The sequence below is a fragment of the Limosilactobacillus secundus genome, assembly GCF_020784695.1.
Classification (GTDB): Bacteria; Bacillota; Bacilli; order Lactobacillales; family Lactobacillaceae; genus Limosilactobacillus; species Limosilactobacillus reuteri_F.
On sequence record NZ_JAJGUA010000042.1, the window covers coordinates 70,818 to 93,272 of the forward strand.

The window sequence follows — 22,455 nt, forward strand, 5'->3', positions numbered from 1 at the left end:
TTTAAAATGCAATACTTTTTTAAATAATTTATTTTAACCAGGTCATCTTGGCTTCTAAATTATTATGGTTAGTAATCTGAAAACCGTTTTGTTGGTAAAACTTAATAGCACGCTGGTTTTCTAAATATACATCTAAAATGAGCTGTTGATGTTTTTCTTTAACAACATTTAGTAGATTAGTACCAAGATGCTGTGATTGATACTCTTTTGCGATAAATAAACCAGCAATATAATTTTCTTGCAGGCCAATAAATCCTTGAAGATGATTATTGGCAGCTACTGAACAATAAACTTCTGCTTGTTGAATCGCATTTTGAACATTTGATAAATTTTGATACCAATAATTGGGGTCAATAAAAGGGTGAGCCTCTAGATTAGTAGATAACCAAATATCCATCACTCTATTGATATCAGTTGATTTCATTTTTCTAATCATGATTTTTTTGAATTAAATTTAGTTGTGATATTTGACGCAGAATAATCAGCACGAGTAAAGTTTCAATCGGCCAAGTAATTAGCTCTTTTGGTAAACGGATGAAGAGGAGCGCCACGAAAGTATGGCTGCTACTACTAGAACTTAAGCTCATAAGGTAAAGCCATAAGGTTGTTCCGATAACATTAGTAAGAAGAATTTGGAAAAACTCATATATTAAAATTCGTTGCCAGCTTATCCGTTGTTGGTATAGAAACATGCCTGCAATTACACCAGAGATAAATGCTGAGAGAGTAAAGCCGGGAAAGAACAGGCTTCCTGAGTTCAAAATAGTATTACTTATGATATCCGATACGACCATTGACCAACCACCAATCCATGGACCAAGGCAATAGCCAATAAGTGCGGTGGCAATGAAACCGAAACTAAACTTTAAAACCGCTGGATCTCCAATTGAAAGTTTATTTAAGATTACCTGCAGTGCGACTAACATAGCAGCTAAAGTTAAATTCTTTGTCGTAAAACGCGGTCCAGCAAATGATAACGTAGACATATCAATCCACTCCCTTTTAAAAATTTTGTTAGGGAACACATTGACGTTTCCGTTCATGGTGAATGCGGAATAACAAAGCAGCTAGTTACTAGCCTCCTTCTAACGTTCACATTCCGTTCCGTTAGACAATAACTCTGAGATTCCTACCCCAACAGTAGTAATATATGCTAAATACATTTATTAATCAAGCCTAAACATGTGCTTTTATTTTTACCATGTCTTTATTTTCTTAGACTTTAATCTATTTAATAAACATAATTATTGGAGGTGAAGCTTGTAAATTATTGATGGGATACTTGAATATAAAAAAACAACAAGATAAAATAAAAGTATGAAATATTCATATAAGCTAAGTGATGCTGTTCACTTATTAAGTTATTTACACATTTATCAGGATGGTGACTTATCTAGTAAAGCGATTGCTGATAGTATTGAGTCGAATCCGAGTGTTATTCGTCAATTAATGTCAGATTTGAGGACTGCTGGTTTGATTGTAACTAGAAAGGGGGCTGCTAAACCGCGATTAGCCAAAAAGCCACGAGAGATTAACCTGTTCGATATCTACCAGGCAATAAAGATGGATCATGATTTGCTTCATGTTGATCCAAAAACTAATTTAAAGTGTATTGTTGGTGGAAACATTCAGGCATCATTAGAAAAGTATTATGATCAGGTTCAAGCAGCAGCTTTTAATGAGATGAAGAAAATTTCATTAGCAGATGTAATCGACGATATTCTACAACGCCAAAGTACAAAGTTAGATTTATTAAAGAAACAAATTTAAAGTAAAAAACGCAACTGAGGAAAAATTCTTAGTTGCGTTTTTTTAGTGCTTTACGATTAATTATTGTTGGACGATTGCATTATTGACGGCTGTTTGCTCTTTGTTAATTAAGTTGACTTTGCTTTCAATTACGCTAATGTCCATTTTAATTTCCCGGGTTAAACCTGGTGTATTAAGCTTAGGTTCAAAGAAGTCTTTAAATTCGCTCAATCGTTCAGGAGTATGAAAAACGCCAGCAGTGACAGTGATAAAGGTAGCAAATTCCATATCGCCACCAACTGTGTCATTTAACCATTGCCATTCATCACGAAGCCAATTCCAGGCAGCTTGTTGACCTGCTTTATTGGCAAGAAGCCCACGATACCATGCTCGTAAATCTTGTGGCTTGATAACATCGGCATTTTCAAAGTAACTAACGACTTTTGCGATTAATGCTGGATCGGTGGTATTTGGTATTGCCATTCGCAAGTCTTGTTTAAAGCTTGCGTCTGCTGTTTGTTGGTAAGCCTTGATCAATTTATCGAATAATTCAGTATTTCCGAAATTCTGGACTTCATTTTTAAGAACCAACCCGCGAATATCTGCCGAAAGGGATTCTAATTTATCCTGATTTTCGGTAAAAATTTGATGAGCCTGGGTAATCGAATCATTATTACGTGCAAATAGTGAAGCACTAAGAATATAAGGGCGAGTTAACTGATCATCATTGCTTTCACCGTCTTTTGGCAACCAACCAAGCCGCTTTACCTGGTCCTTACTTAATAAATCAAAGAATTGTCGTAGTTCTTGTTCAGCAGGAGAATCAGGCTTAGCAAACATTTTAAGACTATTAGCAATTTGGTATAGTTCGGCGTTAACAATTGCAGAAGGACTATCTTTAAATTGCTTTAATAATGGAATTAATGACGCATACGACACTTGTTGACCTTGAGCAAGCAACCGTAGATCTTGAAGAAGTTGGCGCTGGGTAATCGGATCTAATTCAGCTGCGTGATCTAAAATATCGTTTAGCAACGTATCATCATATTTTACGATGAAGTGGGAATTATTACCGAGGTTTAGACGGAATGGTTGACTATTCTTATCGCGCAATGTTTGATAATTTCCAAGATTGAGTTTTTGCTCAGCCATAATTTGTGGAGCTTCGTCATAGTTGCTATTAAGTGGAATTTGCCATTGACGATCAACATTTTTACCGTTCCCAATGAAAAACTGCTTTTGTGACAGTACTAAATCGCCATCATCATTAATCTTTGCTGTTACAACAGGATAACCTGGTTGTTCAAGCCATGAATTCATGATCTTTCCAATGTTGAGTCCAGATGCGTTGCCAAGGGCCTTCCATAAGTCAGCTCCGGTTGCATTACTGTATTTATGAGCAGCAAAGTAATTTTTAAGACCTTCTCGTAACGCTTTGTCACCTAAAAGCGCCCGGACCATTACTAACATTCGCGATCCTTTAGCATAAACAATCGCACCATCGAATAAGGCATCAATTTCAGCAGGATTGTTAACATCAACATGAACGGATTGAACACCATCAGTTGCATCTCGTTGTAATGCCATTGGAGCTTCTGAGGTTTGGAAGAGTTCCCAAATGTGCCAGTCAGGCTGGAGAGCATCCACAGCAACATATTCCATCATATTGGCAAAGCTTTCATTGAGCCATAAGTCATCCCACCACTTCATTGTCACAAGATCACCAAACCACTGGTGGGCTAGTTCGTGTGTGATAACAGTTGCAACTAATTGTTTCATTTCAAGGGAAGTATTGTCTGGATCAAGTAATAAGTACGCTTCCCGGTAAGTTACTAATCCCCAGTTTTCCATTGCACCAGCAGAGAAATCAGGCAAAGCTAATTGCCATGAATGGGGGAGAGGATATGGAGTTTGATAGAAATCCTCATAAAAGTCGATGGCTCGTTTGGCAATGTCTAATGCAAAATCAAGTTCCTTGGGTTGGTGCGCTTTCGTTGCGAATACACCTACTTTAACGCCGCCCTTTGTTTCAGTAATTTTACTTTGGAGTTCCCCAAAGGCAAAGGCAACAAGATAAGTGGACATTCGCACAGTTGGTTCAAAGTAGTGGATACCATTTTCAACATGATCTTCTGGCATATTAGCGATAATAGTTTCACCAGGATGCTCATCAAATTTAATTGCTAGACTGAAGGTAGCTTTAGCCTCTGGTTCATCGACACAGGGGAAAGCTTGCCGAGCAAAAGTTGTTTCAAATTGAGTTCCGATAATTTGTTTTTTCTCCCCATCAACCTCATAGTATGATGGATAAATTCCCATCATTGAATCAGTTAACTTAGTATTGTAAGTTACAGTAAAAGTTACTTTACCAGTTTGAGGAAGGGTAATCCGCACTGCCTCGGCTTCATTATCAATATTAAAGTCTAATTCTTCACTGTCTGCTTGAACGCTAGTGATCTGCAAATTTTTTTGGTTAATTGCAATTTGGGGATCAGTTGCGTTCCCAGTGATAGTTGTTTTTCCATTAATTATTTTTTCTGCACGATCAATATCAATAAAAACATCATAATGGTCAGGTTGGAAAGTATTATAAAAGCGTTCGAGTTTTGCCATGTAGAAGATTCCCTTCTTAATTTATTTTTAATGTTTATTATACGGCTGCTGAGAAGAATTAGCTAAACTATTACCTGATTTTGGAATAGAAAAAAGTTGTGAACCAATCTTATGTTATTTTAGATTGATCAACAACCTGTAAAAAATCAAATTTGATCTAGTGCTTCTTCAATCGGCGTATCGCCACTCCGCATCATGATAACATGACCGATTGTATTATCGTGTTGTAAAATATCGGCTAAAGTCTGGGCAACGTCTGGAATCGGATTAGAGGTTGCAACACCTTCACCAATTTGAATTTTACCGGTACCAGGTTCTTCAGTTAAATTAGCGGGTTGAAGGATAGTGTAGTCAAGATTTGTATTTGAGATGAGATAATTATCAGCAAAGAACTTGGCAATGTTGTAATCCATAATTGAAGCTAATGATGGAACTTTTGACCACATTTCAGGTTGTAAAGCATAGAGAGAACTTAACATAATGTAACGTTTAATGCCGTCTTTTTCGGCAGCTTGCATTGTTTTAACTGCGCCCATTGCATCAGTTTGCAGTAAATCTTTGCCACGTGATCCGGCAACAAAGTAAACTGCATCTATCCCCTTCATTAATTCAGCGATTTTTTCAACGCTATCATGTAGGTTCAATTCAACAGCAGTAACGTGGTTTAACTTAATGACTTTTTCCGGATGGCGAGCACCAGCTGTAACCTCATTACCGGTAGCAACTAAATCTTTAATTAAGTCAGTAGCAACACGACCTGAACCGCCGACAACAAATACGTTCTTCATAATTAATCAACCTCCTAGATAGAATTTTAACGCAGTTCATACAATTTATAATTAAAAGTGGCTTACTAAATACGATTTTATCTTACTTTTTATAAGTGGTAAAGGATTAGTGATGAGTTAAAATGTCAAAGCTTTAATTCAATAATTTTACCTAAAATGCGGTATTATTAATAGTGTATAAGTCATTTTAGAATTTTAGGCAAAGAAGGGATTTATTGTGACTGAAGAACACGATTTAACCTCAAAAATGGTTGAAAAATTAAAGAAAGAATTTCATTCACGTAAAGATGCAGAAATTATTGCCCGCGCAATACAAAAAAATGGGATTAAAGCTGCGAGTGAAGATCCAACGGCAAGCGAACGTCTTCATCGAGCATTTTCTTATGAAATTAAGACGGGGAAACCAACTAACCAGCGTCATAGTGGACGTTGCTGGTCTTTTGCAGCGTTAAACACATTACGTCATAAGTTTGCAACAAAATATAAGTTCAAGGATTTTGAATTGTCACAGAATTATCTGTTTTTCTGGGATCGAATTGAACGGGCAAATATGTTTTTCCAAAAGATTATTGCAACTGCTGATAAGCCTTTGCATGATCGCACCGTTGATTTCTACCTTAGTTTCGCATTAAATGATGGTGGACAATGGGCTAATGCCGCTTCTATTATTGAGAAATATGGTGTTGTTCCAGAATATGTAATGCCAGACACACATAATACTAAGGATACTTCAGATGTGGCCGAAGTATTTGATAGTTTAATGCGCAAAGATGCAATTGAATTACGGGCAATGGTGCAAACTAATGCCAGTGCAACGGAATTACAGGAAGCACAAGAACGAATGATGGGTGACGTTTATAAGATTGCGGCCTACTCATTTGGTGAACCGCCTGCAAAATTTGATCTTGAATATCGGGATGATGATAAAAAGTTTCACCAAGTTCTTGGCTTAACGCCATTAAAGTTCTATCATGAATATTTTGATACAAACTTAAGTGACTATGTTGTAGTTACTAACGCTCCTGATCATGAAATGGATCGGAGTTATTTAATGCCAGCTCAAGATAGTGTGGTTGATGGTTTGCCAATTAAATTTGTTAATGTTCCTTTTGAAGAATTGCAAGAAGGGGCCATCAAACAATTGCAAGCTGGTGAAACGGTTTGGGTTGGGAATGATGTTCTCCAACAAATGGACCGTAAGCGAGGCTTGATGGATGCGAAGTTATATCATCGAGAGGAATTGCTTGATGTTGACTTTGTAATGGATAAGAAGCACCGTTTGGAAACTAAGCAAGCCGTTGTTTCTCATGCAATGACATTAACAGGCTTTGATATGGTAAATAATCAACCTACACGATGGAAGATTGAAAACAGTTGGGGTAAAGATAATGGCGATAACGGATACTTTGTAATGACCCAGGACTGGTTTGAAGAGTATACTTATGAAGCTGTTATTAATAAGAAGTACCTTAGCGATCGAGTAAAGAAAGTAGCTGAAAGTGAACCCGTTATTCTACCAGCTTGGGATTCTTTGCAGTAAAATATAAATAGTGAAGTACACACGGAGAGGTTGGGAAACAACACCCAACCTCTTTATTTATTTCTTGGGAAATCACTTAACTTCCCCAAATAGTTGTATGATAGTAATTAGAATTTAATTGAAATCATGCAAAGAAAGCAGGGGAATTGATGGCGAAGGAGAAATCGATTTTTACGAAGGATGTTGTGCTCGTAATGGCGGCCTCATTCTTTTTTATGTTTAGTAATATGTACTGTAATCCGTTGATTAATGGTTATGCGCAGGATTTGGGTGCATCAAGTGCTTTTGCAGGAATAATCGTTGGAATGATGAGTATTGTTTCAATGTTTTTGCGACCAATTGCTGGTAATCTGACTGACCGTTTTTCGAAATATTCATTAGCTTTTGGGGGTGGAATATTATGCTTTATTGGGGTTGCAGGTTATGTGTTAACGCCTAATAGCACTTTCTTGTTAATATGTCGTTTGATTAACGGGTTAGGATTTGTATTATGTACCGTTTGCATGACAACATGGCTATCATATTTAGTCCCATTTAATCATGTTGGCGAAGCAATGAGCTTTTATGGCCTGATGAATGCTTTGGCAATGGCATGTGCCCCCGCTGTATCAATTAACTTGTATCGAATTATTGGTTATCGAGCTGCAATGGTGATTTCAGCATTATCGGCTTTACTGGTTGTTGTCACAATTCAGTTTGTCAGTAACCGCGCCCAACCAGCAGCACACTCCGTAAAACAAAGTGGTTTCCATATTAAAATCATTCAGCGAGATGCTATCCCAGTTGCCCTTTTAACTGCTTTATTTGCGATCCCATATTTTGCAACGCAGGCAGATATTGTTGAGTACGCTGAACAACGTCACTTACCTATTGCTGTTGGTGCGTATTTCTTAATTTATGCTGTAGTCCTTTTACTTAGCCGGTTATTTTTACGGACCCAATTTGATACTGTTCGTTTTGAACCATGGTTGATTTTAAGCACGGTTGCAACAATCTTTTATCTTATTATGTTAAGTATTATGAAAAATAACATTGAAATGGCATTGGCAGCTGCTGGAATGGCATTTGGCTATGGTATTATTTATTCCGTTTGTCAATCAACTGCAATGATGCTAGCTCCAGATAATGAACGAGGTCTGGCAAGTTCGACATTCTTTCTCGGTCTTGACATTGGAATGACGCTCGGACCAATCATTGGGGGAATTATTGATAGCATGTTGCCAGTTAAGTATTTTTATCCAGTAATGTTATTCATTATTCCGTTAGTTATTATTATTTTCCTAGTAAACCGAAAGAAGCTAAATAGTGCAATTGACCAGCATTAGAGGTAATAAAATGAAAAACTTAAAAAAATTAACTGGCGTTTGTAGTTTATTATTAAATTTAATGCCTTTTCTGCTGTATATTTCTCTTACTAAGGAGCAATCTGATGTCTTTGTTGGTGCTTTGCCTTTCGCTATTTTCTATGCTTTCCGGCATACAATTTTGTTATTTTGCCGTGATTTAGAATATGATTATCAACGCCTTGCCTGGATCGGTCTTTATGGTGGAATCATTGGTTACTTTTTAGGAATGTTTGGTGGATTTCAACCAATCTTCTGGGACTTGTCAGGTGTAGGGGCAGGAATTGCTTCTCAACTATTTCCAACCGCAATGAGTCAGCGGAAGCGATTAACGAAACAAGGACTATTACCTAAGCAGGATCATCTTAAGCCACTTTTTCAAGTTATTATAGTTTTGGTCGGTATTGGAATAATTATGTGGATAAAGAAGCCAGTAATTAGTTTTGCTTTGATGCTAATTATTACTTTTAGTGCAATGGGATCAATTTGGGAAACACCCCATGCAATTCGACCGTTGCCAGTTCGGCTACATTGGGCTAATTGCTTACTAGCATTAATTTTGCTTGGTGCGATGCTATTGTTGCGATTAGGGAGAAGTTTAGGCTTTGGAAAACCCCTTGAATGGGGAACCGCACTTTTATTAATCTTCCTCATCACGATGATCTTTGCTTTACTTGTAAACCATCGGCGGTTACTTCATTATCCAAATCATTTACGGCAACGAATAATGCTTTATGGTGCTTGTGGTCAGTATTGGACCTTGTATAGTACTGTTTTTATTGGCATTTTGTATGGCACAAAAATGTATTCCTGGACAATTGTTGCTTACTTATTTGCTTTCGTCTTTGGAGGATTATTGGTGAAACAAACCCACCATTTATTCCATTTTAAAGATTGCCAAATTAATTTAGTGATGCTAACAATTGGAATTCTCTTAACATTTTGGTTGCCAACATATTTTATTGGCGTATTTATTATCCGGAGTTTTGCCGGCGCAGAACGTAAAACAGCAATTGACGACTACGAGAAAGCAACCCATAATTATAGTATTTCTTCGATCGTTAATTATTACTATGCGTCAATTGCGGGGATAATTTCCCAATTAGTAATGTGGGGAAGCTTATTTATTTTCGCTGGAACAACGGGAATGGATAGAATTTTTGGTGCTTTTTCAGTAGGAAAAACAAGTATTCAAAACTTTTCAATAATCATGAATACCCACCTTATTCTTGCGGGTTACATGATTATATTTATAATGGCGTTGGCTTTTAGATTAAAGAACACAAAAAAGCAAGAACTTAGATAGAAATATCTTTGTTCTTGCTTTTTACAATTTCTTGTCGCCAATGATTAAGATGTTTTTTAGTGATGACACACAGACCATCATCCCCGACCTGCTTCATTTCATCAGTACACATGATTTTAATGTTACTAGTTTGTTTTGCCCTGTTTTCACCCCAATAATTTAAATAACGAAGGGCGGCATAAAGATTTTCACCCTCAGGAGTTAAGCGATATTCAACGTGCGGAGGAATTGTATTGAAACTTTTACGGATAACGAGACCAGCATCCGTCATTTCACGAAGTTGGTCACTCAAGACTTTATATGAGGTCCCTAGTTGCTTAACTAATTCACTTGTTCGTCGGGGATGACCAGCTAAGAGGTAAAGGATAACGGATTTCCATTTACCGCCGATGATTGCTAAAGCGTAGTCTGCTCCAGTATTATACATTTTAGGTTGCTGTTTCACTAAAATTCCTCCTTTAACATTTATGATAATTATATAACGTTAAAGAGGGTGAAGAAAAATAAGTTTACTTGATTAATTTAAACATCTCTTCGTCATCAAGATGAGCCTTTTCTCCAGCTGGTGCCTCAATTGAACCAAATGGCATTTCAGCACGCAATTGCCAAGCGACTGGAAGATTAAATGCTTGATGAATGGCGTCATCAATCAATGGGTTATAGTGTTGAAGATTGGCACCGATTCCTTGTTCTGCGAATGCTGTCCAAACAGCCTGTTGAGCACCACCGAGACCTTGTTCAGCCCAGTTTGCAAAATTAGCAGCATATGATGGATAATCATTCTCTAATTGATGCACAATTGTAGTGTCGGTAAAGTAGAGAATAGTTCCATAACCTGCTTTGAAGCTATCAATTTTTGCCTTTGTTTGTTCAAAAGCATCTGGACTCTTAGCGATTTTGCGTAAAGCGTCCTCAACGATTTCCCATACTTTATCTGATGACTTGCCAAATAATACGACTGCTCGTACTGTTTGACTATTAAAAGCAGTTGGTGAGTTTTTGATTGTTTGCTTCACTAAGTCAAAAATTTCTTCTGGTGTTTGTGAAAGATTATCACCAAGTGCATAGATTGAACGACGATTTGTAGCTAAACTATTAAATTGTGAATTCATAATAATCACTCCCGTACATTTATTTACTTACTAATAGTAACTTAAAAACAAAAATATACAAGAAGTGAATTTTATTTCACCAGAGAAAGGAGAAAAAATGGTCGAAAAAGATTGTCCGATTGAAAATACGCTTAAGTTAATAAACGGAAAATGGAAAAGCGTAATTATATATCAAATTAGTGAATATGAGCCCTGCCGTTTTTCAGAGCTGCAAAAATTAATTCCCGATTGTTCCAAGAGAATGTTAGCCCTTCAACTAAAAGACTTAGAAAAAGCAAACATTATACAAAAACGTGTCTATTCGACGGTGCCACCTAAGACTGAGTATTCATTGACGGAAGTAGGAAAAAGTTTGGTCCCAATAATTAAGTCAATTAACCAGTGGGGCAAAAAATATAATAAAAAATAAAATTTTGCTGATTACTTGTCCATCAATCATATCTTACCTGAATGTAACTACCTTACTTATGTGTACTTACTTTTAATTGGTCTAGAGAATTGTATACTAAAAGTAGAATTTATGAGGAGGTAAAAATAATGGCAAGAGAAGTTTTGATTCTGGGTGCAACTGGGAAAATTGCTGGACACGCAATTGATGCATTGTTAGCAAATGGTAATGATGAATTATTATTATTTACTCGACACCCACAAAATATGAATGTTGTCGATGAAAATCGCGAAACAGTTATTAAAGGGGACGTCCTAAATATTGGTGATTTAGAGCCAGCAATTGAACGAGCAGATGTGGTTTATGCTAATCTACGTAATCCTGAAATTACGCAACAAGCTAAAAATATTGTCAGTTTGATGGAAAAATACGCTATAAAGCCGTTAGTCTGGATTTCTTCAATTGGAATCTATGATGAAGTTCCAGGTAAATTTGGTGAATGGAATAATGAAATGTTAGGTGGCGGCCAAGAAGATAGCTATTTAGGAACTTATCGTAGTGCTGCCGATATAATTGAAAATTCAACCCTTGATTACACGATTATTCGTCCTGCTTGGTTAACGGATAAGGATGAAGTTGATTACGAAACGACTGCAAAAGGGGAATCGTTCAAAGGTACCGAGGTCTCACGAAAGTCGATTGGTAATTTTGTAGCCAAAATCATTGATGATCCAGCACCATATGCCAGAAAAAACTTTGGTGTGAATAAACCCAATACAGACGGGGATAAACCGGCATGGTATTGAATCGCTAATTGCAAGATAAACTAATCCATTGTATACTGATACCGAATAATTTAATAACGACTCGTCTTTAGTCCCCGGATTAAAGACATTAAGAGTATTAGCCATCTTCTACTAGGGCCTGTCGAAATGACATGAAGAAGTTGGTTAGTACTCTTTTATTTTTAGGAGGTTTTAATATGAATGTTGAAGTAAAAACATTAAACGAAATGACAGCTCAAGAATGGTGCAAATTAGCGGAAGAACGGGTAAGGGTTTTCGTTGTTGAGCAAGAATGTCCTTATCAAGAAATCGATGAACAGGATTATCAAGCTCACCATTTAATGCTGAAGGATGATCAGGGAGAATTAGTAGGTTATACACGAATTATGAATAAGGATGAATCTCACGCAACATTTGGACGTGTACTAGTATTAAAAAAGTTTCGTGGACATAGTTATGGGCGGCAATTAGTCCAGGCGACAATTGATGAAACTAAGCGTTTATTTCCCCATAAGGCGATTCAGATTCAAGCTCAAGCATACCTGCAAGAATTTTATGCCTCGTTTGGATTTAAGCCGATTTCAGATGTTTACCTTGAAGATAATATTCCGCACTTAGATATGAGGATGGGATAGTAGCATAGCAAAGTTACCAATTATATCAAGTAAAAAAGGCAGAAAAAATAAAATATTTCCTCTGCCTTTTATTAATGTGTTATTGAATTAGGTTAATATCCATTTATTTCATTGCGTATTCAAATTTTAATCCGCATCTGCTAGAACGCCAACTTTAGGTAAATTAGCAAGTACGCGATCTTTGTGAGGGGAGTCCTTATATAAGGCATCAGTCAAGTCATAACCAGCCTGATGGCCGTGGTGCTTGCCATTAACCCATGCAGGGCTATCTGAAACATCATAAACAATACCATTAATTGCTATATACGCTGGATTGCCGTCTTTTCCATTATATTGCTGCAAATCATTACGAGTAAATCTTTTTTCTCCCATTAGATATTACCTCTTTTATATCTATTCGCTTAGCTTACCAACAACAGGTAATTTTTGCAAAATTTCATGTTTATCTTTTGAACGACCAAAAATTAACTCCATCAGGTTCTTAGTGCTAATTCCCAATTTAGAGGCATTTGTAATATCATATACAATTCCTTCAACTGCCATATAATGCGGCTTATTGTTATCCCCATTATAATTGGCGAGTTCATTACGAGTAAACTTCTTTTCAGTCATTAACTAACTCCTCCTAAAAACCATCCTTACCTTAAGCATAACACTAGAAAAAAATAATTAAACTAAAATGCATTTCAAAAAAATATCCTAATGACCGCAAACAAGATTACACAAGAATTTAAGCAAAGTCACTAAAGGCCCCAAACTTCTGTAGCAATTTCTTTAACCAATGCAATTTTCTCCCATTGTTGTTCTTCTGTTAGAATATTTCCTTCTTCAGTTGATGCAAAGCCGCATTGAGGACTAAGACAGAGCTTATTTAATGGATGGAATTGCGCAGCTTCGTGAATTCGTTTGATAATTGCTGCCTTATCTTCAAGTTCACCTGATTTTGAAGTAATTAAACCAAGAACAACATAGTTATCATTAGGAACTTTGCTAAGTGGTTCAAATCCACCAGCGCGTTCACTATCGTATTCGAGATAGAAGGCAGTGACGTTTTCTTTAGCAAATAACGTGTCAGCAACTGGGCCATAACCACCGGCGGCAGCCCATGTTGAGTGGTAGTTTCCGCGGCAAACGTGAGTATTAATTGTTAAGTCGGCAGGTAAATTAGCAATTGCCTCATTGTTTACTTTTAAGAATCGTTTTTGAAGGGCTTCGAGTTGAGATACATCAGCATTGGGATCTTTTTTCTGTAAGTTGGCAAAAGCGTTAACAGAAATTCCCCATGTACAGTCATCTAGTTGAAGAGTACGACACCCAGCAGCATAAAGATCTTCAATCACTTGATGATAAGCAGCTGCAACGTCATGATCTAAATCTTCTTGGTTGGGATAAAATTCTTTAGCATTAGCTTGATTTTCGGGACGAAGAAATTCTTCTAAAAATTGGGCTGGCGCAGGAATGGTTTGTTTAACTTGAACGCCATCAGAGGTATGAGCTTGGGTAAATTTGAAATGTTCGACAAAGGGGTGATTTTCGCCAGAGATTTTTCCGCTAATTTGAGCAGTTTCAGGACGAGTCTCTTCGTCTGCAAATTTATAGCCTTTCTTTAGAGTAGCTTTTTTAATGCCATTTAATCCCCAGAAAAAGTCAAGGTGCCACCAACTACGCCGGAATTCACCGTCAGTAACGGCTTTCAGGCCAGCAGCTTCTTCTTGTTTAATCAAATTAATAATTGCTTTATCTTCAACAGCTGTTAAGTCTGCTTGTGTTATTTCGCCGTTTGCAAATTTCGCGCGAGCTTCTTTTAGCTCTTGAGGACGAAGAAAACTTCCAACGATGTCATAACGAAATGGGGATGTAGTACGTGTAGTGAATTCAGTCATAGTAAATCGATCCTTTCTATTCATGATGGGTTCAAGAATTGAAGCAATAAAAAAAGTCCCTAGGAAAAATATTTCTACTTTTCCTAGGGACGTTGATTAATCAATAGTTAATTAACGTGTTACCACCCTAATTTGATAGTATCTCACAATACTATCCTCAATAGGTACACTGATGGAAGCTATACCCAGACGTTTTATCGGTCGTCAATCGTGAACTACTTATATAGAATACTCGTAATTCGTTAAGCTCCAAGACCATCTTCACCTCAGTCTCTTATGTCACCTCTCATCAACCGTGATTCTCTGTAATAAGATTCTAAGATTACTCATCTTTTCTAAGCTATTTCTCATTTGTTTGCCATTATAATACGCGGATGAGATATGAATGTCAAGATAATTTATGACAAAAAATAAATCTTGACATTTACAACTCAAAGTATTAAATTAGATAAAAATTAAAAGATGATTATAAAAACACGTTGAAAAGAAGAGTAATTATGAGCGGATTAACAGAGAGTCCTTGGTTGATGAAAAAGGATAATTAACTTATAACGAAAATCACTTTGAGTGCCATGATGAAATTAGTAATTAATGGTGGGATCAGCCCATTATAGCTGACGTGTTTAATGGAAACATTGAACATTTGAGGCTAATAATGCGAATTATTGGCAAATTAAGGTGGTACCACGCAAAAAGCGTCCTTAGGTTAAGTTTTTAATCTAAGGGCGCTTTTTTTTATAGTCATAAAAAGGAGAGATAATTATGAAATTTACAGTCGTTGGTGCAGGTGCAATGGGATTACGGTTTGGTGTTCTATTACAAGAAGCAGGTAATGAAGTTGATTTTGTTGAAGGATGGTTACCACATTACAACAAGATGAAAGAACAAGGAGGAGTCTATGTAACTCGCGAGCATAAAAATAGACACCTTGTTCCTGTTAATGTTTATACACCTGAAGAATACAAGGCGACAGATGCCGATTTTGTTTTCTTTGAATTAAAACAAATGCAGTTAGACGATATGTTAAAACGTTGTGAACATTTCTTGAAGGATCAATATGTGATGACAGCGATGAATGGAATGGGACATGTTGAAAAATTATTGAAATATTTCCCTGAAGAAAAAGTAGTTGCTGGAACTGCCTTAGTAGCAACTATCTTAACTAAACCTGGCGAAGTTGAATTTGTTGGAGAACGAGGGATGGGAACAACTAATTGGGCTAATTACACTGAAAAGCCTGATGAGAAAACGAAAGCATTAATGGCAGAGCTCAAAAAAGCAAATTTTAATCCATCCCTTAAAGATGATTTTATGGGAACGTTGATGGCAAAAGTGGTCTTTAATTCAGTTGTTAATACCCTTTGCACTATGTTTGAAATTACAATGGGTGAATATGCGGCGTTTGATAAGGCTGATGAACTATCCCGTCAATTGATCGATGAAGCATATGATGTCTGTGAGCGTGCTGGAGTACAATTGGTTAATACGCGAGCGGAAGAGCTAGAAAGTGTGAATTACGTTTCTAAAGTTGGCTGTCCTCATCATTATCCTTCAATGTACCAAGATATGAGTCATAATCGTCCAGTGGAAGTTGATTATATCAATGGTTACTTTGTTAAGCTGGGTCGCCAATATAATTATGAAGCTCACACCCATAATTTTGTTACTAATTTAGTCCACTTAGCGGAAACGACTCGTCAAAATCGAAGTGTTAAATAATATAAAATAGACCTCTAACATTCTGGATTAATGTAGAGGTCTATCATAATTTAGAAATAGATTTTAATTACCTGGGATATCACTTTCATCTTGGAAGTTAAATTCGTTGGCATGACGAAGAGAATAGCAGAAGTACACTCCTAATCCGACTACCAACCATAATAAATATGTTAACCAAGCATTAAGTGAGATGCTTACTAATAAAACAATACAGATCAAGACTGATAAAACAGGAATAATGTTGCCAAAGGGTACCTTAAATGGTCGTTTTAATTCTGGATAACGGTACCGTAAAATAATTACGATAAGCGAAATTAAAGCAAAGACAACCAATGATCCAATATTGGCAATTAATGCAAGATAATGGAGATCAAATTCTCCAGCCAGGATAGCTGCAAGTAGCCCGACTAACCAAATAGCACGATTAGGACTTTGAGTTTTGCTATTAACTTTAGCGAGGCCTTGAGGAAGAAAGGCACTTCGACTCATTGACTTCATGATATTTGAGCCAGCATAGATGAATGCGAAGACGACAGCCATAATTCCTAAAACAGCCCCCAGTGAAACAATCTCAGCCACGTATTTATGACCTTTAGCTAAAAGAACATACGACATGGCTTCAGAGACATTCAAATCTTTATAGCTTAGAACTCCCGTCATAACAAGACTAACTAAGATATAGAGGGCAGTTGAAATAACTAAACATAAAATTATTGCCCGGGGAATATTTTTATCAACATCTTTAGCATCTTCAGCAGAAGTAGCTAATGCATCAAATCCTAAGAAAGAGAAGAAGACAGCAGATGCCCCTGTGAAAATTCCTTTGTAACCATATGGTAAAAATGGGTGCCAGTTAGCTGGATTAATATGTTGAGCACTGACAACGATAAATAGAATAATAATAAAAATTTTGACACCAACTAAGAAATTATTAACAAGTTTACTTTCACTAGTTCCACGTGTCAGGATAATTGTCATAAAAAGGATCATCAAGACAGCAGGGAGATTTACATAACCACCAGCTGCAGGAGTAACCAGTAATTTATGTGGTAAATTAACTCCAAGGACTTCTAGGAACGATTGCACATATCCAGTCCAACCATTGGCTACGGTAGCAGTTGTAGTAACGTAGACTCCAATCAGCGTCCACCCAGCAAGGAACGCCATAAATTTACCAATTGAAACCCACGCGTAGTAAAAGGCACTTCCTGAATTGGGTAAACTAGTGGTTAATTCTGAATAACAAAGACCAATTAAACCACTAGCAAGAGCAGCAATCAGAAAAGAGAAAACAATTGCTGGACCTGAATCTTCCGCGGCGACAATTCCAGTTAAAACTAAAATTCCAGTTCCGATGATTGCGCCAATACCTAGAATAGAAAGGTCGAAGAGACCGAGAGTCTTCTCATGCTCTTTTCCCTTAGGTAACTGATTTTGCATGATTATGATTCCTTTCGTAAAATACTGAAAACTGAAACTTAATTTTACATTAAAAATTGCTGTGAATCAAATTTCGCTTTAAAACTTATTGGGAATCTACGGCCCACCAATATCGCCTAACCGTTCTTTTATACAAATTTTAATGCTTACGATGAAGGTGATTTTTGATAATTTCTTTCAAAACTAGTTATTAACAATGATTTATTTTAAAATAGCTAATGAGTTTGAAAAGAAAGCAGATGAACTGATGAAACAGCATAAGCTAATTGTTATTTCGCTAGATTCATTAGGTTTTCGTGACCTAAACGAATTGCGTCAATTAACGCCAACATTAGCAAATTTAATAGAACAAGGAACATGGGTTAAAAAAGTTGAAGGAATCTTTCCAACGCTAACTTATCCATCCCATACTTCGATTATTACTGGTCAGTATCCGGCCGTCCATGGAATTGTTAACAATACTAAATTGCAGCCGCGCCGGCAATCGCCTGACTGGTTCTGGTATCGAAAAGATATTCAATCGATACCCCTCTATGATGTTGCAAAAGAACAAGGCTTAACAACGGCTGCATTTTTGTGGCCTGTGACTGCTGGTAGTAAGATTGATTATAACCTTGCAGAAATTTTCCCTAATCGAATTTGGACAAATCAAGTACTTGTTTCGTTAAAGGCAAGTAGTCCGTTATTTCTATATGAAATGAATAAAAAATACGGTAAATTACGTCACGGGATTAAGCAGCCGTGGCTTGATGATTTTGTAACAGCCTGTGCGGTTGATACGATTAAGAATAAGAAACCCGACTTAACCTTGATTCACCTAGTTGATATGGATAGTATGCGTCACCGTTATGGGGTTCGCTCATCACAAGCTAAAGCAGCATTACAGCGTCTAGATAAACGCGTAGTTAGGATAATTCAAGCGGCAAAAGATGCTGGTACTTATGCGCAAACAGACTTTGTAATTTTAGGAGACCACTATCAAATTAATGTTGATAAGATGATTCATTTGAATATGTTATTTGCGCAACAAGGACTTCTTCACCCTCTTGGAAAGAAAAGTACTTATCGAAATAACTGGCAAGTCACTGCTAAAACTTGCGATGGAGAAACTTATATTTATACTCGTGGTGCCGTAGATCGAGGAAAGCTTAAGCAAATGATAGCTGGTGTTGAAGGAGTTAAGCAAATCTATGATAACGCAGCGGCAATTAAACGGGGTGCAGATCCTAAATGTACGTTTTTAGTTGAAGCTAAGCCGGGATATTATTTTACTGATGAGGTAAACAGACCAGCAATTGTCGAAAAAGTTGATCCAGAATCGATTGGAACCCATGATCGATATCGTGGAGTCCATGGTTATGGGCCAACACAAGCAAATTACTTTACTACCGCTATTTTTGCTGGCCCACAAATCAAAGGTGGTGCGACTATTGAAAATGCTCACCTGGTTGACGAAGGACCGACATTTGCTAAATTATTAGGATTACATTATCCGACTGCAACTGCTGGACAAGTAATTGATGCAATCTTTAAAGACTGAGGTGACATTGTGAGGTTTACAAAACAACAATGGCAATGGATTTTTTATGATTGGGCAAATTCTGGTTATGGAATTTTAGTTGTGACTGCTGTTTTACCAGTTTATTTCAAAGCAGTAGCTGATCATGCCGGTGTTAGTGCAGCAAACTCGACAGCGCTGTGGGGATACGCAAATAGTTTTGGGACGCTTGTTATTTCATTGCTTGCACCTTTATTAGGAGCCTTGGCTGATTATCCTCATGCAAAAAAACGCTGGCTTAATCTTTTTACCTGGTTGGGGATTATATTGACAATTGGACTTGTTCTTGTTCCAACTAAGTACTGGCAATTACTGTTAATTGTTTATATTGGGTCAATCATTGGCTACTCAGGAGGAAATCTATTTTATGACAGTTTCTTAACAGATGTAGCCGATGATAAGCAAATGGATCGTGTTTCATCGACTGGTTATGGAATGGGCTACTTAGGAGGAGTCGTCGCCTTTATTATCTTTTTAGTAGCAGAACTAAGTAAAGGCTTTGGTGGTCTCTTAAGTAGCTATGGTGTAGCCCGATTTAGTTTTATTTTGGCTGCAATTTGGTGGATTATTTTTGCATGGCCATTATTAAAAAATGGGCATCAACGTTATAGCGTCAACAGTGCGGCAAATCCTTTTGTTGATAGTTTGCGCCGTCTGAGAATAACCTTGCATCATATTAATCAATATAAGCAGCTGACATGGTTTTTAATTGCTTACTTCTTCTATATTGATGGGGTCGATACAATCTTTACGATGGCAACAGTTATTGGTAAAGACCTCGGGATTCAAACAACGATGCTAATGGTGGTTTTATTAGTAGTTCAGTTAATTGCTGTTCCATTTTCAATTTTATATGGTTGGCTTGCCAATAAGTTTTCAACTCGACGTATTATTATTTTGGGAATTGTAATTTATTTCTTTATCTGTCTCTATGCTTTGCGGTTACAGACTTTAATTGATTTTTGGATTTTAGCGATTTTAGTTGGGACAAGCCAAGGTGGACTTCAAGCACTTAGTAGATCATACTTCGGCCGCCTTGTTCCCAAGAATGACAGTAGTGAATTTTTTGGCTTTTATAATATTCTTGGGAAGTTTTCCGCAATTCTCGGTCCCTTTATTGTCGGAATCGTTACTCAATGGACTGGTAAATCGACAGTTGGTGCAGCTTCATTAAGTATTCTATTTGCCCTTGGGTTCGTTATGTTTATATTTGCTTCAGCTATTAAGAATAAATAAAAAGGTCATGATCGGAAGATTCCTAATCATGACCTTTTAAAATTACTTGCGAACGTTAAGGATACCTTGACCGATACCGGCAGGTGTATCAGTCTTAGCTTCAAATGAAAGGCCGCTAGCGTGACGTTCTTCAGTAGCTTTACCCATTGCTTTAAATAAATCGTTCATCGTAGACATATCTTATACCTCCAAAATAAATAGTTTTTGTTTTTATGATTAATTATTATATTTAGTGGCTCAGAAGCGAGCGTTTACTACTATAAAACCATTGATCAATAGTGTCAATCACTAATTTTAGGTTGTCCAAAACTTCACGAACACTTCGAAAACGGTTTATTTTTGACGGTTAAAGTTATGCTAAAAATTTCACTTTTATAAAATTTAAAATAAAAAAATGACTTTCACAAAGTTGTGATAAAGCCATTTTTAGTTTTAATTACTTTTCACGGGAGTAAGAAGCAATATCTTCAAGAATTTCATTCATAAATGCTTCTTGACTCATTTCGTTTTGTTCCTTTTCACCGTACTTACGAACAGATACACCATTATTATTCTTTTCATCGTCCCCAACAACAAGAGTGTATGGAACCTTTTGTGTTTGAGCTTCACGAATCTTGTAGCCCATCTTTTCGTTTCGGTGGTCAACATTAACACGGATATTAGCAGCCTTCATCTTCTTAGCAAGATTATCTGCGTATTCACCATGGGCTTCTTCGTTAACAGGGATGATATGAACTTGCTCTGGAGCTAACCAAGTTGGGAATGCACCCTTGTAAATTTCTGTTAAGTAAGCCATGAACCGTTCCATTGTTCCAACAACACCCCGGTGAATCATAACTGGTTGATGTTCTTTACCGTCTTGACCAACGTAGGAAAGACCGAATCGTTCTGGAAGCATAAAGTCAAGTTGAATAGTTGACATTGTTTCGTCATTTCCAAGAGCAGTCTTAGTTTGAATATCAAGTTTTGGACCATAGAAGGCAGCTTCACCTTCTGCTTCATAATAATCAAGGTTAAGGTCGTCCATTGCTGACTTCAACATTGATTGCGACTTTTCCCACATTTCGTCATTAGCATAGTACTTCTTAACATTCTTAGGGTCACGAAGAGAAAGACGGAAGCTATAATCGGTAATATCAAAGTCTTCGTAAACGCTCATGATCAACTTCAAAATCTTCGCAAATTCAGAACGAATTTGGTCAAGGGTAACGAAGGTGTGTCCATCGTTCAAAGTCATTTCACGAACCCGTTGAAGGCCAGAAAGAGCACCTGATTTTTCATAACGGTGCATCATACCAAGTTCCGCAATCCGTAATGGGAGATCCCGGTATGAACGAATATGGTGCTTGTAAACTTGAATATGACTTGGGCAGTTCATTGGCCGTAATTCAAGCATTTCACCATCACCCATGTCCATTGGTGGGAACATATCGTCGCGGTAGTGTTCCCAGTGACCAGAAGTCTTGTAGGCATCAAGATTCATTAGGACTGGAGTATAAACGTGTTGGTAACCATCGGCAACTTCCCGGTCAATGATGTAACGTTCGATGGTCCGGCGAATAGTAGCACCTTTTGGTAACCAGTATGGTAAACCGGCACCAACCTTAGGATCAACAAAGAAGAGATCAAGTTGGTTACCGATAACACGGTGGTCACGTTCCTTAGCTTCTTGCCGTTTCTTTAAATCTTCTTCTAATGCGTCTTTCTTGTAGAAAACAGTTCCGTAAATCCGTTGAAGCATAGGATTAGAGGACATTCCCTTCCAGTAAGCACCAGCAACAGAAAGAAGGCGTAAGTTCTTAACAACATTACCGTACAGAAGAATGTCATCATCTGCAACGGATTTAACATCGCCAAGTTGATACATTGCTACTTTACCGTCTTTAGCGTTTTCATTGATCAATTCAGTAGAGAAACGATCATCTTTTACCTCAGCAAGAGCCTCTTCAACAGGTACTTCAACAAATTCTACCTTAACATCGTTCTTTGCCATTCCCTTGATTACATCTTCAAGAGCTGGTAATTCGTCAGCAGAAACTTGTTGATTGTCTTTATCAGAATCAACGTGGAAACCATCTTCGTCAGCGACAGCTTCACCAAGTCGAATACCCTTAAATTCTTGTTTTAATGCAGCCTTTAACATTAACGCAGAAAGTTTACGTAATGCTTCTAAACCTTCTTGCGAATCCCGATCGATCTTTTTAACTGATCCATCTGGGGACATAACAGCAACCTGAGCCATAGAAATCTCTCCTTTAATATAAATAAAAACGTCCCTGATACTTCTGGTGTTAGAAGTATCAGGGACGTTAATTAACAAAAATTAGCGTGGTTCCACCCATCTTTAGGACACACTAGTA

The 22,455-nt window shown here is 37.2% G+C and carries 21 protein-coding genes, 1 pseudogene, 1 riboswitch and 1 other annotated feature; of the genes and pseudogenes, 10 read left to right on the plus strand and 12 right to left on the minus strand.

Annotation, left to right across the window (positions count from 1 at the left end; translation table 11 throughout):
- Window positions 1–28 precede the first annotated feature (28 nt).
- Window positions 29–424 carry a GNAT family N-acetyltransferase gene (locus LMB57_RS07950; RefSeq protein ID WP_169473079.1) on the minus strand — a complete coding sequence of 132 codons (396 nt, stop codon included), beginning with the start codon at window positions 422–424 and terminating at the stop codon, window positions 29–31.
- 4 nt (window positions 425–428) lie between these two features.
- Window positions 429–986: a folate family ECF transporter S component gene (locus LMB57_RS07955; protein WP_169478228.1), complete on the minus strand. Its 558-nt coding sequence runs from the start codon at window positions 984–986 to the stop codon at window positions 429–431.
- 54 nt (window positions 987–1,040) lie between these two features.
- Window positions 1,041–1,139, minus strand: a riboswitch (THF riboswitch).
- 178 nt (window positions 1,140–1,317) lie between these two features.
- Between LMB57_RS07955 and LMB57_RS07960 the strand changes: the two genes are divergently transcribed.
- Window positions 1,318–1,770: an Rrf2 family transcriptional regulator gene (locus tag LMB57_RS07960; protein WP_229271566.1), complete on the plus strand. Its 453-nt coding sequence runs from the start codon at window positions 1,318–1,320 to the stop codon at window positions 1,768–1,770.
- Window positions 1,771–1,830: 60 nt separating this feature from the next.
- Here LMB57_RS07960 and LMB57_RS07965 read toward each other — a convergent pair whose 3' ends face one another.
- Together LMB57_RS07965 and LMB57_RS07970 are read right to left on the minus strand one after the other, a co-directional pair.
- Window positions 1,831–4,362: a M1 family metallopeptidase gene (locus LMB57_RS07965; protein ID WP_229271565.1), complete on the minus strand. Its 2,532-nt coding sequence runs from the start codon at window positions 4,360–4,362 to the stop codon at window positions 1,831–1,833.
- A 146-nt stretch (window positions 4,363–4,508) separates the two neighbouring features.
- On the minus strand, window positions 4,509–5,150 hold the full coding sequence (locus tag LMB57_RS07970) for an SDR family oxidoreductase (protein WP_229271564.1): 642 nt from the start codon (window positions 5,148–5,150) through the stop codon (window positions 4,509–4,511).
- A gap of 217 nt (window positions 5,151–5,367) precedes the next feature.
- Between LMB57_RS07970 and LMB57_RS07975 the strand changes: the two genes are divergently transcribed.
- From LMB57_RS07975 to LMB57_RS07985, 3 genes and pseudogenes are all read left to right on the plus strand, one after another.
- On the plus strand, window positions 5,368–6,690 hold the full coding sequence (locus LMB57_RS07975) for a C1 family peptidase (protein ID WP_229271563.1): 1,323 nt from the start codon (window positions 5,368–5,370) through the stop codon (window positions 6,688–6,690).
- 140 nt (window positions 6,691–6,830) lie between these two features.
- Window positions 6,831–8,015: pseudogene (locus tag LMB57_RS07980) on the plus strand (MFS transporter); the annotation flags it as partial.
- A 10-nt stretch (window positions 8,016–8,025) separates the two neighbouring features.
- Complete coding sequence (locus LMB57_RS07985; RefSeq protein ID WP_229271561.1) at window positions 8,026–9,339, plus strand: hypothetical protein; 1,314 nt, start codon at window positions 8,026–8,028, stop codon at window positions 9,337–9,339.
- On the opposite strand, the gene LMB57_RS07990 is transcribed toward LMB57_RS07985, so the two are convergent.
- A complete protein-coding gene (locus LMB57_RS07990) occupies window positions 9,332–9,784 on the minus strand; it encodes a winged helix-turn-helix transcriptional regulator (protein WP_229271560.1) in 453 nt (150 codons plus the stop codon). The genes LMB57_RS07985 and LMB57_RS07990 overlap by 8 nt on opposite strands.
- A gap of 64 nt (window positions 9,785–9,848) precedes the next feature.
- Entirely contained in the window at window positions 9,849–10,451 is a 603-nt protein-coding gene (locus tag LMB57_RS07995; protein WP_229271559.1) for a nitroreductase family protein, read from the minus strand.
- A 97-nt stretch (window positions 10,452–10,548) separates the two neighbouring features.
- Between LMB57_RS07995 and LMB57_RS08000 the strand changes: the two genes are divergently transcribed.
- The 3 genes from LMB57_RS08000 (at window position 10,549) to LMB57_RS08010 (ending at window position 12,259) form a co-directional block, all read left to right on the plus strand.
- The gene (locus LMB57_RS08000; RefSeq protein WP_229271558.1) at window positions 10,549–10,860 is read left to right on the plus strand and encodes a winged helix-turn-helix transcriptional regulator; all 312 of its coding nucleotides are present in this window, start codon (window positions 10,549–10,551) and stop codon (window positions 10,858–10,860) included.
- 128 nt (window positions 10,861–10,988) lie between these two features.
- Window positions 10,989–11,645, plus strand: a complete 657-nt coding sequence (locus LMB57_RS08005; RefSeq protein WP_229271557.1) for an NAD(P)H-binding protein — start codon at window positions 10,989–10,991, stop codon at window positions 11,643–11,645.
- Between the two features lie 176 nt (window positions 11,646–11,821).
- On the plus strand, window positions 11,822–12,259 hold the full coding sequence (locus tag LMB57_RS08010) for a GNAT family N-acetyltransferase (RefSeq protein ID WP_229271556.1): 438 nt from the start codon (window positions 11,822–11,824) through the stop codon (window positions 12,257–12,259).
- Between the two features lie 126 nt (window positions 12,260–12,385).
- Here LMB57_RS08010 and LMB57_RS08015 read toward each other — a convergent pair whose 3' ends face one another.
- The 3 genes from LMB57_RS08015 to LMB57_RS08025 form a co-directional block, all read right to left on the minus strand.
- Complete coding sequence (locus LMB57_RS08015) at window positions 12,386–12,631, minus strand: cytochrome b5 domain-containing protein (RefSeq protein WP_229271555.1); 246 nt, start codon at window positions 12,629–12,631, stop codon at window positions 12,386–12,388.
- Between the two features lie 21 nt (window positions 12,632–12,652).
- Window positions 12,653–12,871 carry a cytochrome b5-like heme/steroid binding domain-containing protein gene (locus tag LMB57_RS08020; protein ID WP_229278167.1) on the minus strand — a complete coding sequence of 73 codons (219 nt, stop codon included), beginning with the start codon at window positions 12,869–12,871 and terminating at the stop codon, window positions 12,653–12,655.
- A 131-nt stretch (window positions 12,872–13,002) separates the two neighbouring features.
- Complete coding sequence (locus LMB57_RS08025; RefSeq protein ID WP_229271553.1) at window positions 13,003–14,142, minus strand: 5-methyltetrahydropteroyltriglutamate--homocysteine S-methyltransferase; 1,140 nt, start codon at window positions 14,140–14,142, stop codon at window positions 13,003–13,005.
- A 470-nt stretch (window positions 14,143–14,612) separates the two neighbouring features.
- Window positions 14,613–14,848 (plus strand) — a binding site (T-box leader).
- Window positions 14,849–14,904: 56 nt separating this feature from the next.
- Here LMB57_RS08025 and LMB57_RS08030 point away from each other — a divergent pair.
- Window positions 14,905–15,861, plus strand: a complete 957-nt coding sequence (locus tag LMB57_RS08030) for a ketopantoate reductase family protein (RefSeq protein ID WP_229271552.1) — start codon at window positions 14,905–14,907, stop codon at window positions 15,859–15,861.
- Between the two features lie 63 nt (window positions 15,862–15,924).
- Here the strand turns inward: LMB57_RS08030 and LMB57_RS08035 are convergent, their stop codons facing one another.
- The gene (locus LMB57_RS08035) at window positions 15,925–17,301 is read right to left on the minus strand and encodes an APC family permease (protein WP_229271551.1); all 1,377 of its coding nucleotides are present in this window, start codon (window positions 17,299–17,301) and stop codon (window positions 15,925–15,927) included.
- A gap of 247 nt (window positions 17,302–17,548) precedes the next feature.
- Between LMB57_RS08035 and LMB57_RS08040 the strand changes: the two genes are divergently transcribed.
- Both LMB57_RS08040 and LMB57_RS08045 read left to right on the plus strand, forming a co-directional pair.
- Window positions 17,549–18,841: an alkaline phosphatase family protein gene (locus LMB57_RS08040; RefSeq protein ID WP_229271550.1), complete on the plus strand. Its 1,293-nt coding sequence runs from the start codon at window positions 17,549–17,551 to the stop codon at window positions 18,839–18,841.
- A 9-nt stretch (window positions 18,842–18,850) separates the two neighbouring features.
- Window positions 18,851–20,095 (plus strand): MFS transporter, encoded by a 1,245-nt coding sequence (locus tag LMB57_RS08045; RefSeq protein WP_229271549.1) that lies wholly within the window; start codon window positions 18,851–18,853, stop codon window positions 20,093–20,095.
- A 42-nt stretch (window positions 20,096–20,137) separates the two neighbouring features.
- Here the strand turns inward: LMB57_RS08045 and LMB57_RS09850 are convergent, their stop codons facing one another.
- Window positions 20,138–20,272, minus strand: a complete 135-nt coding sequence (locus LMB57_RS09850) for a hypothetical protein (protein WP_267493665.1) — start codon at window positions 20,270–20,272, stop codon at window positions 20,138–20,140.
- Window positions 20,273–20,531: 259 nt separating this feature from the next.
- Window positions 20,532–22,337 (minus strand): threonine--tRNA ligase, encoded by a 1,806-nt coding sequence (gene thrS, locus LMB57_RS08050; RefSeq protein WP_229271548.1) that lies wholly within the window; start codon window positions 22,335–22,337, stop codon window positions 20,532–20,534.
- Window positions 22,338–22,455: the final 118 nt, after the last annotated feature.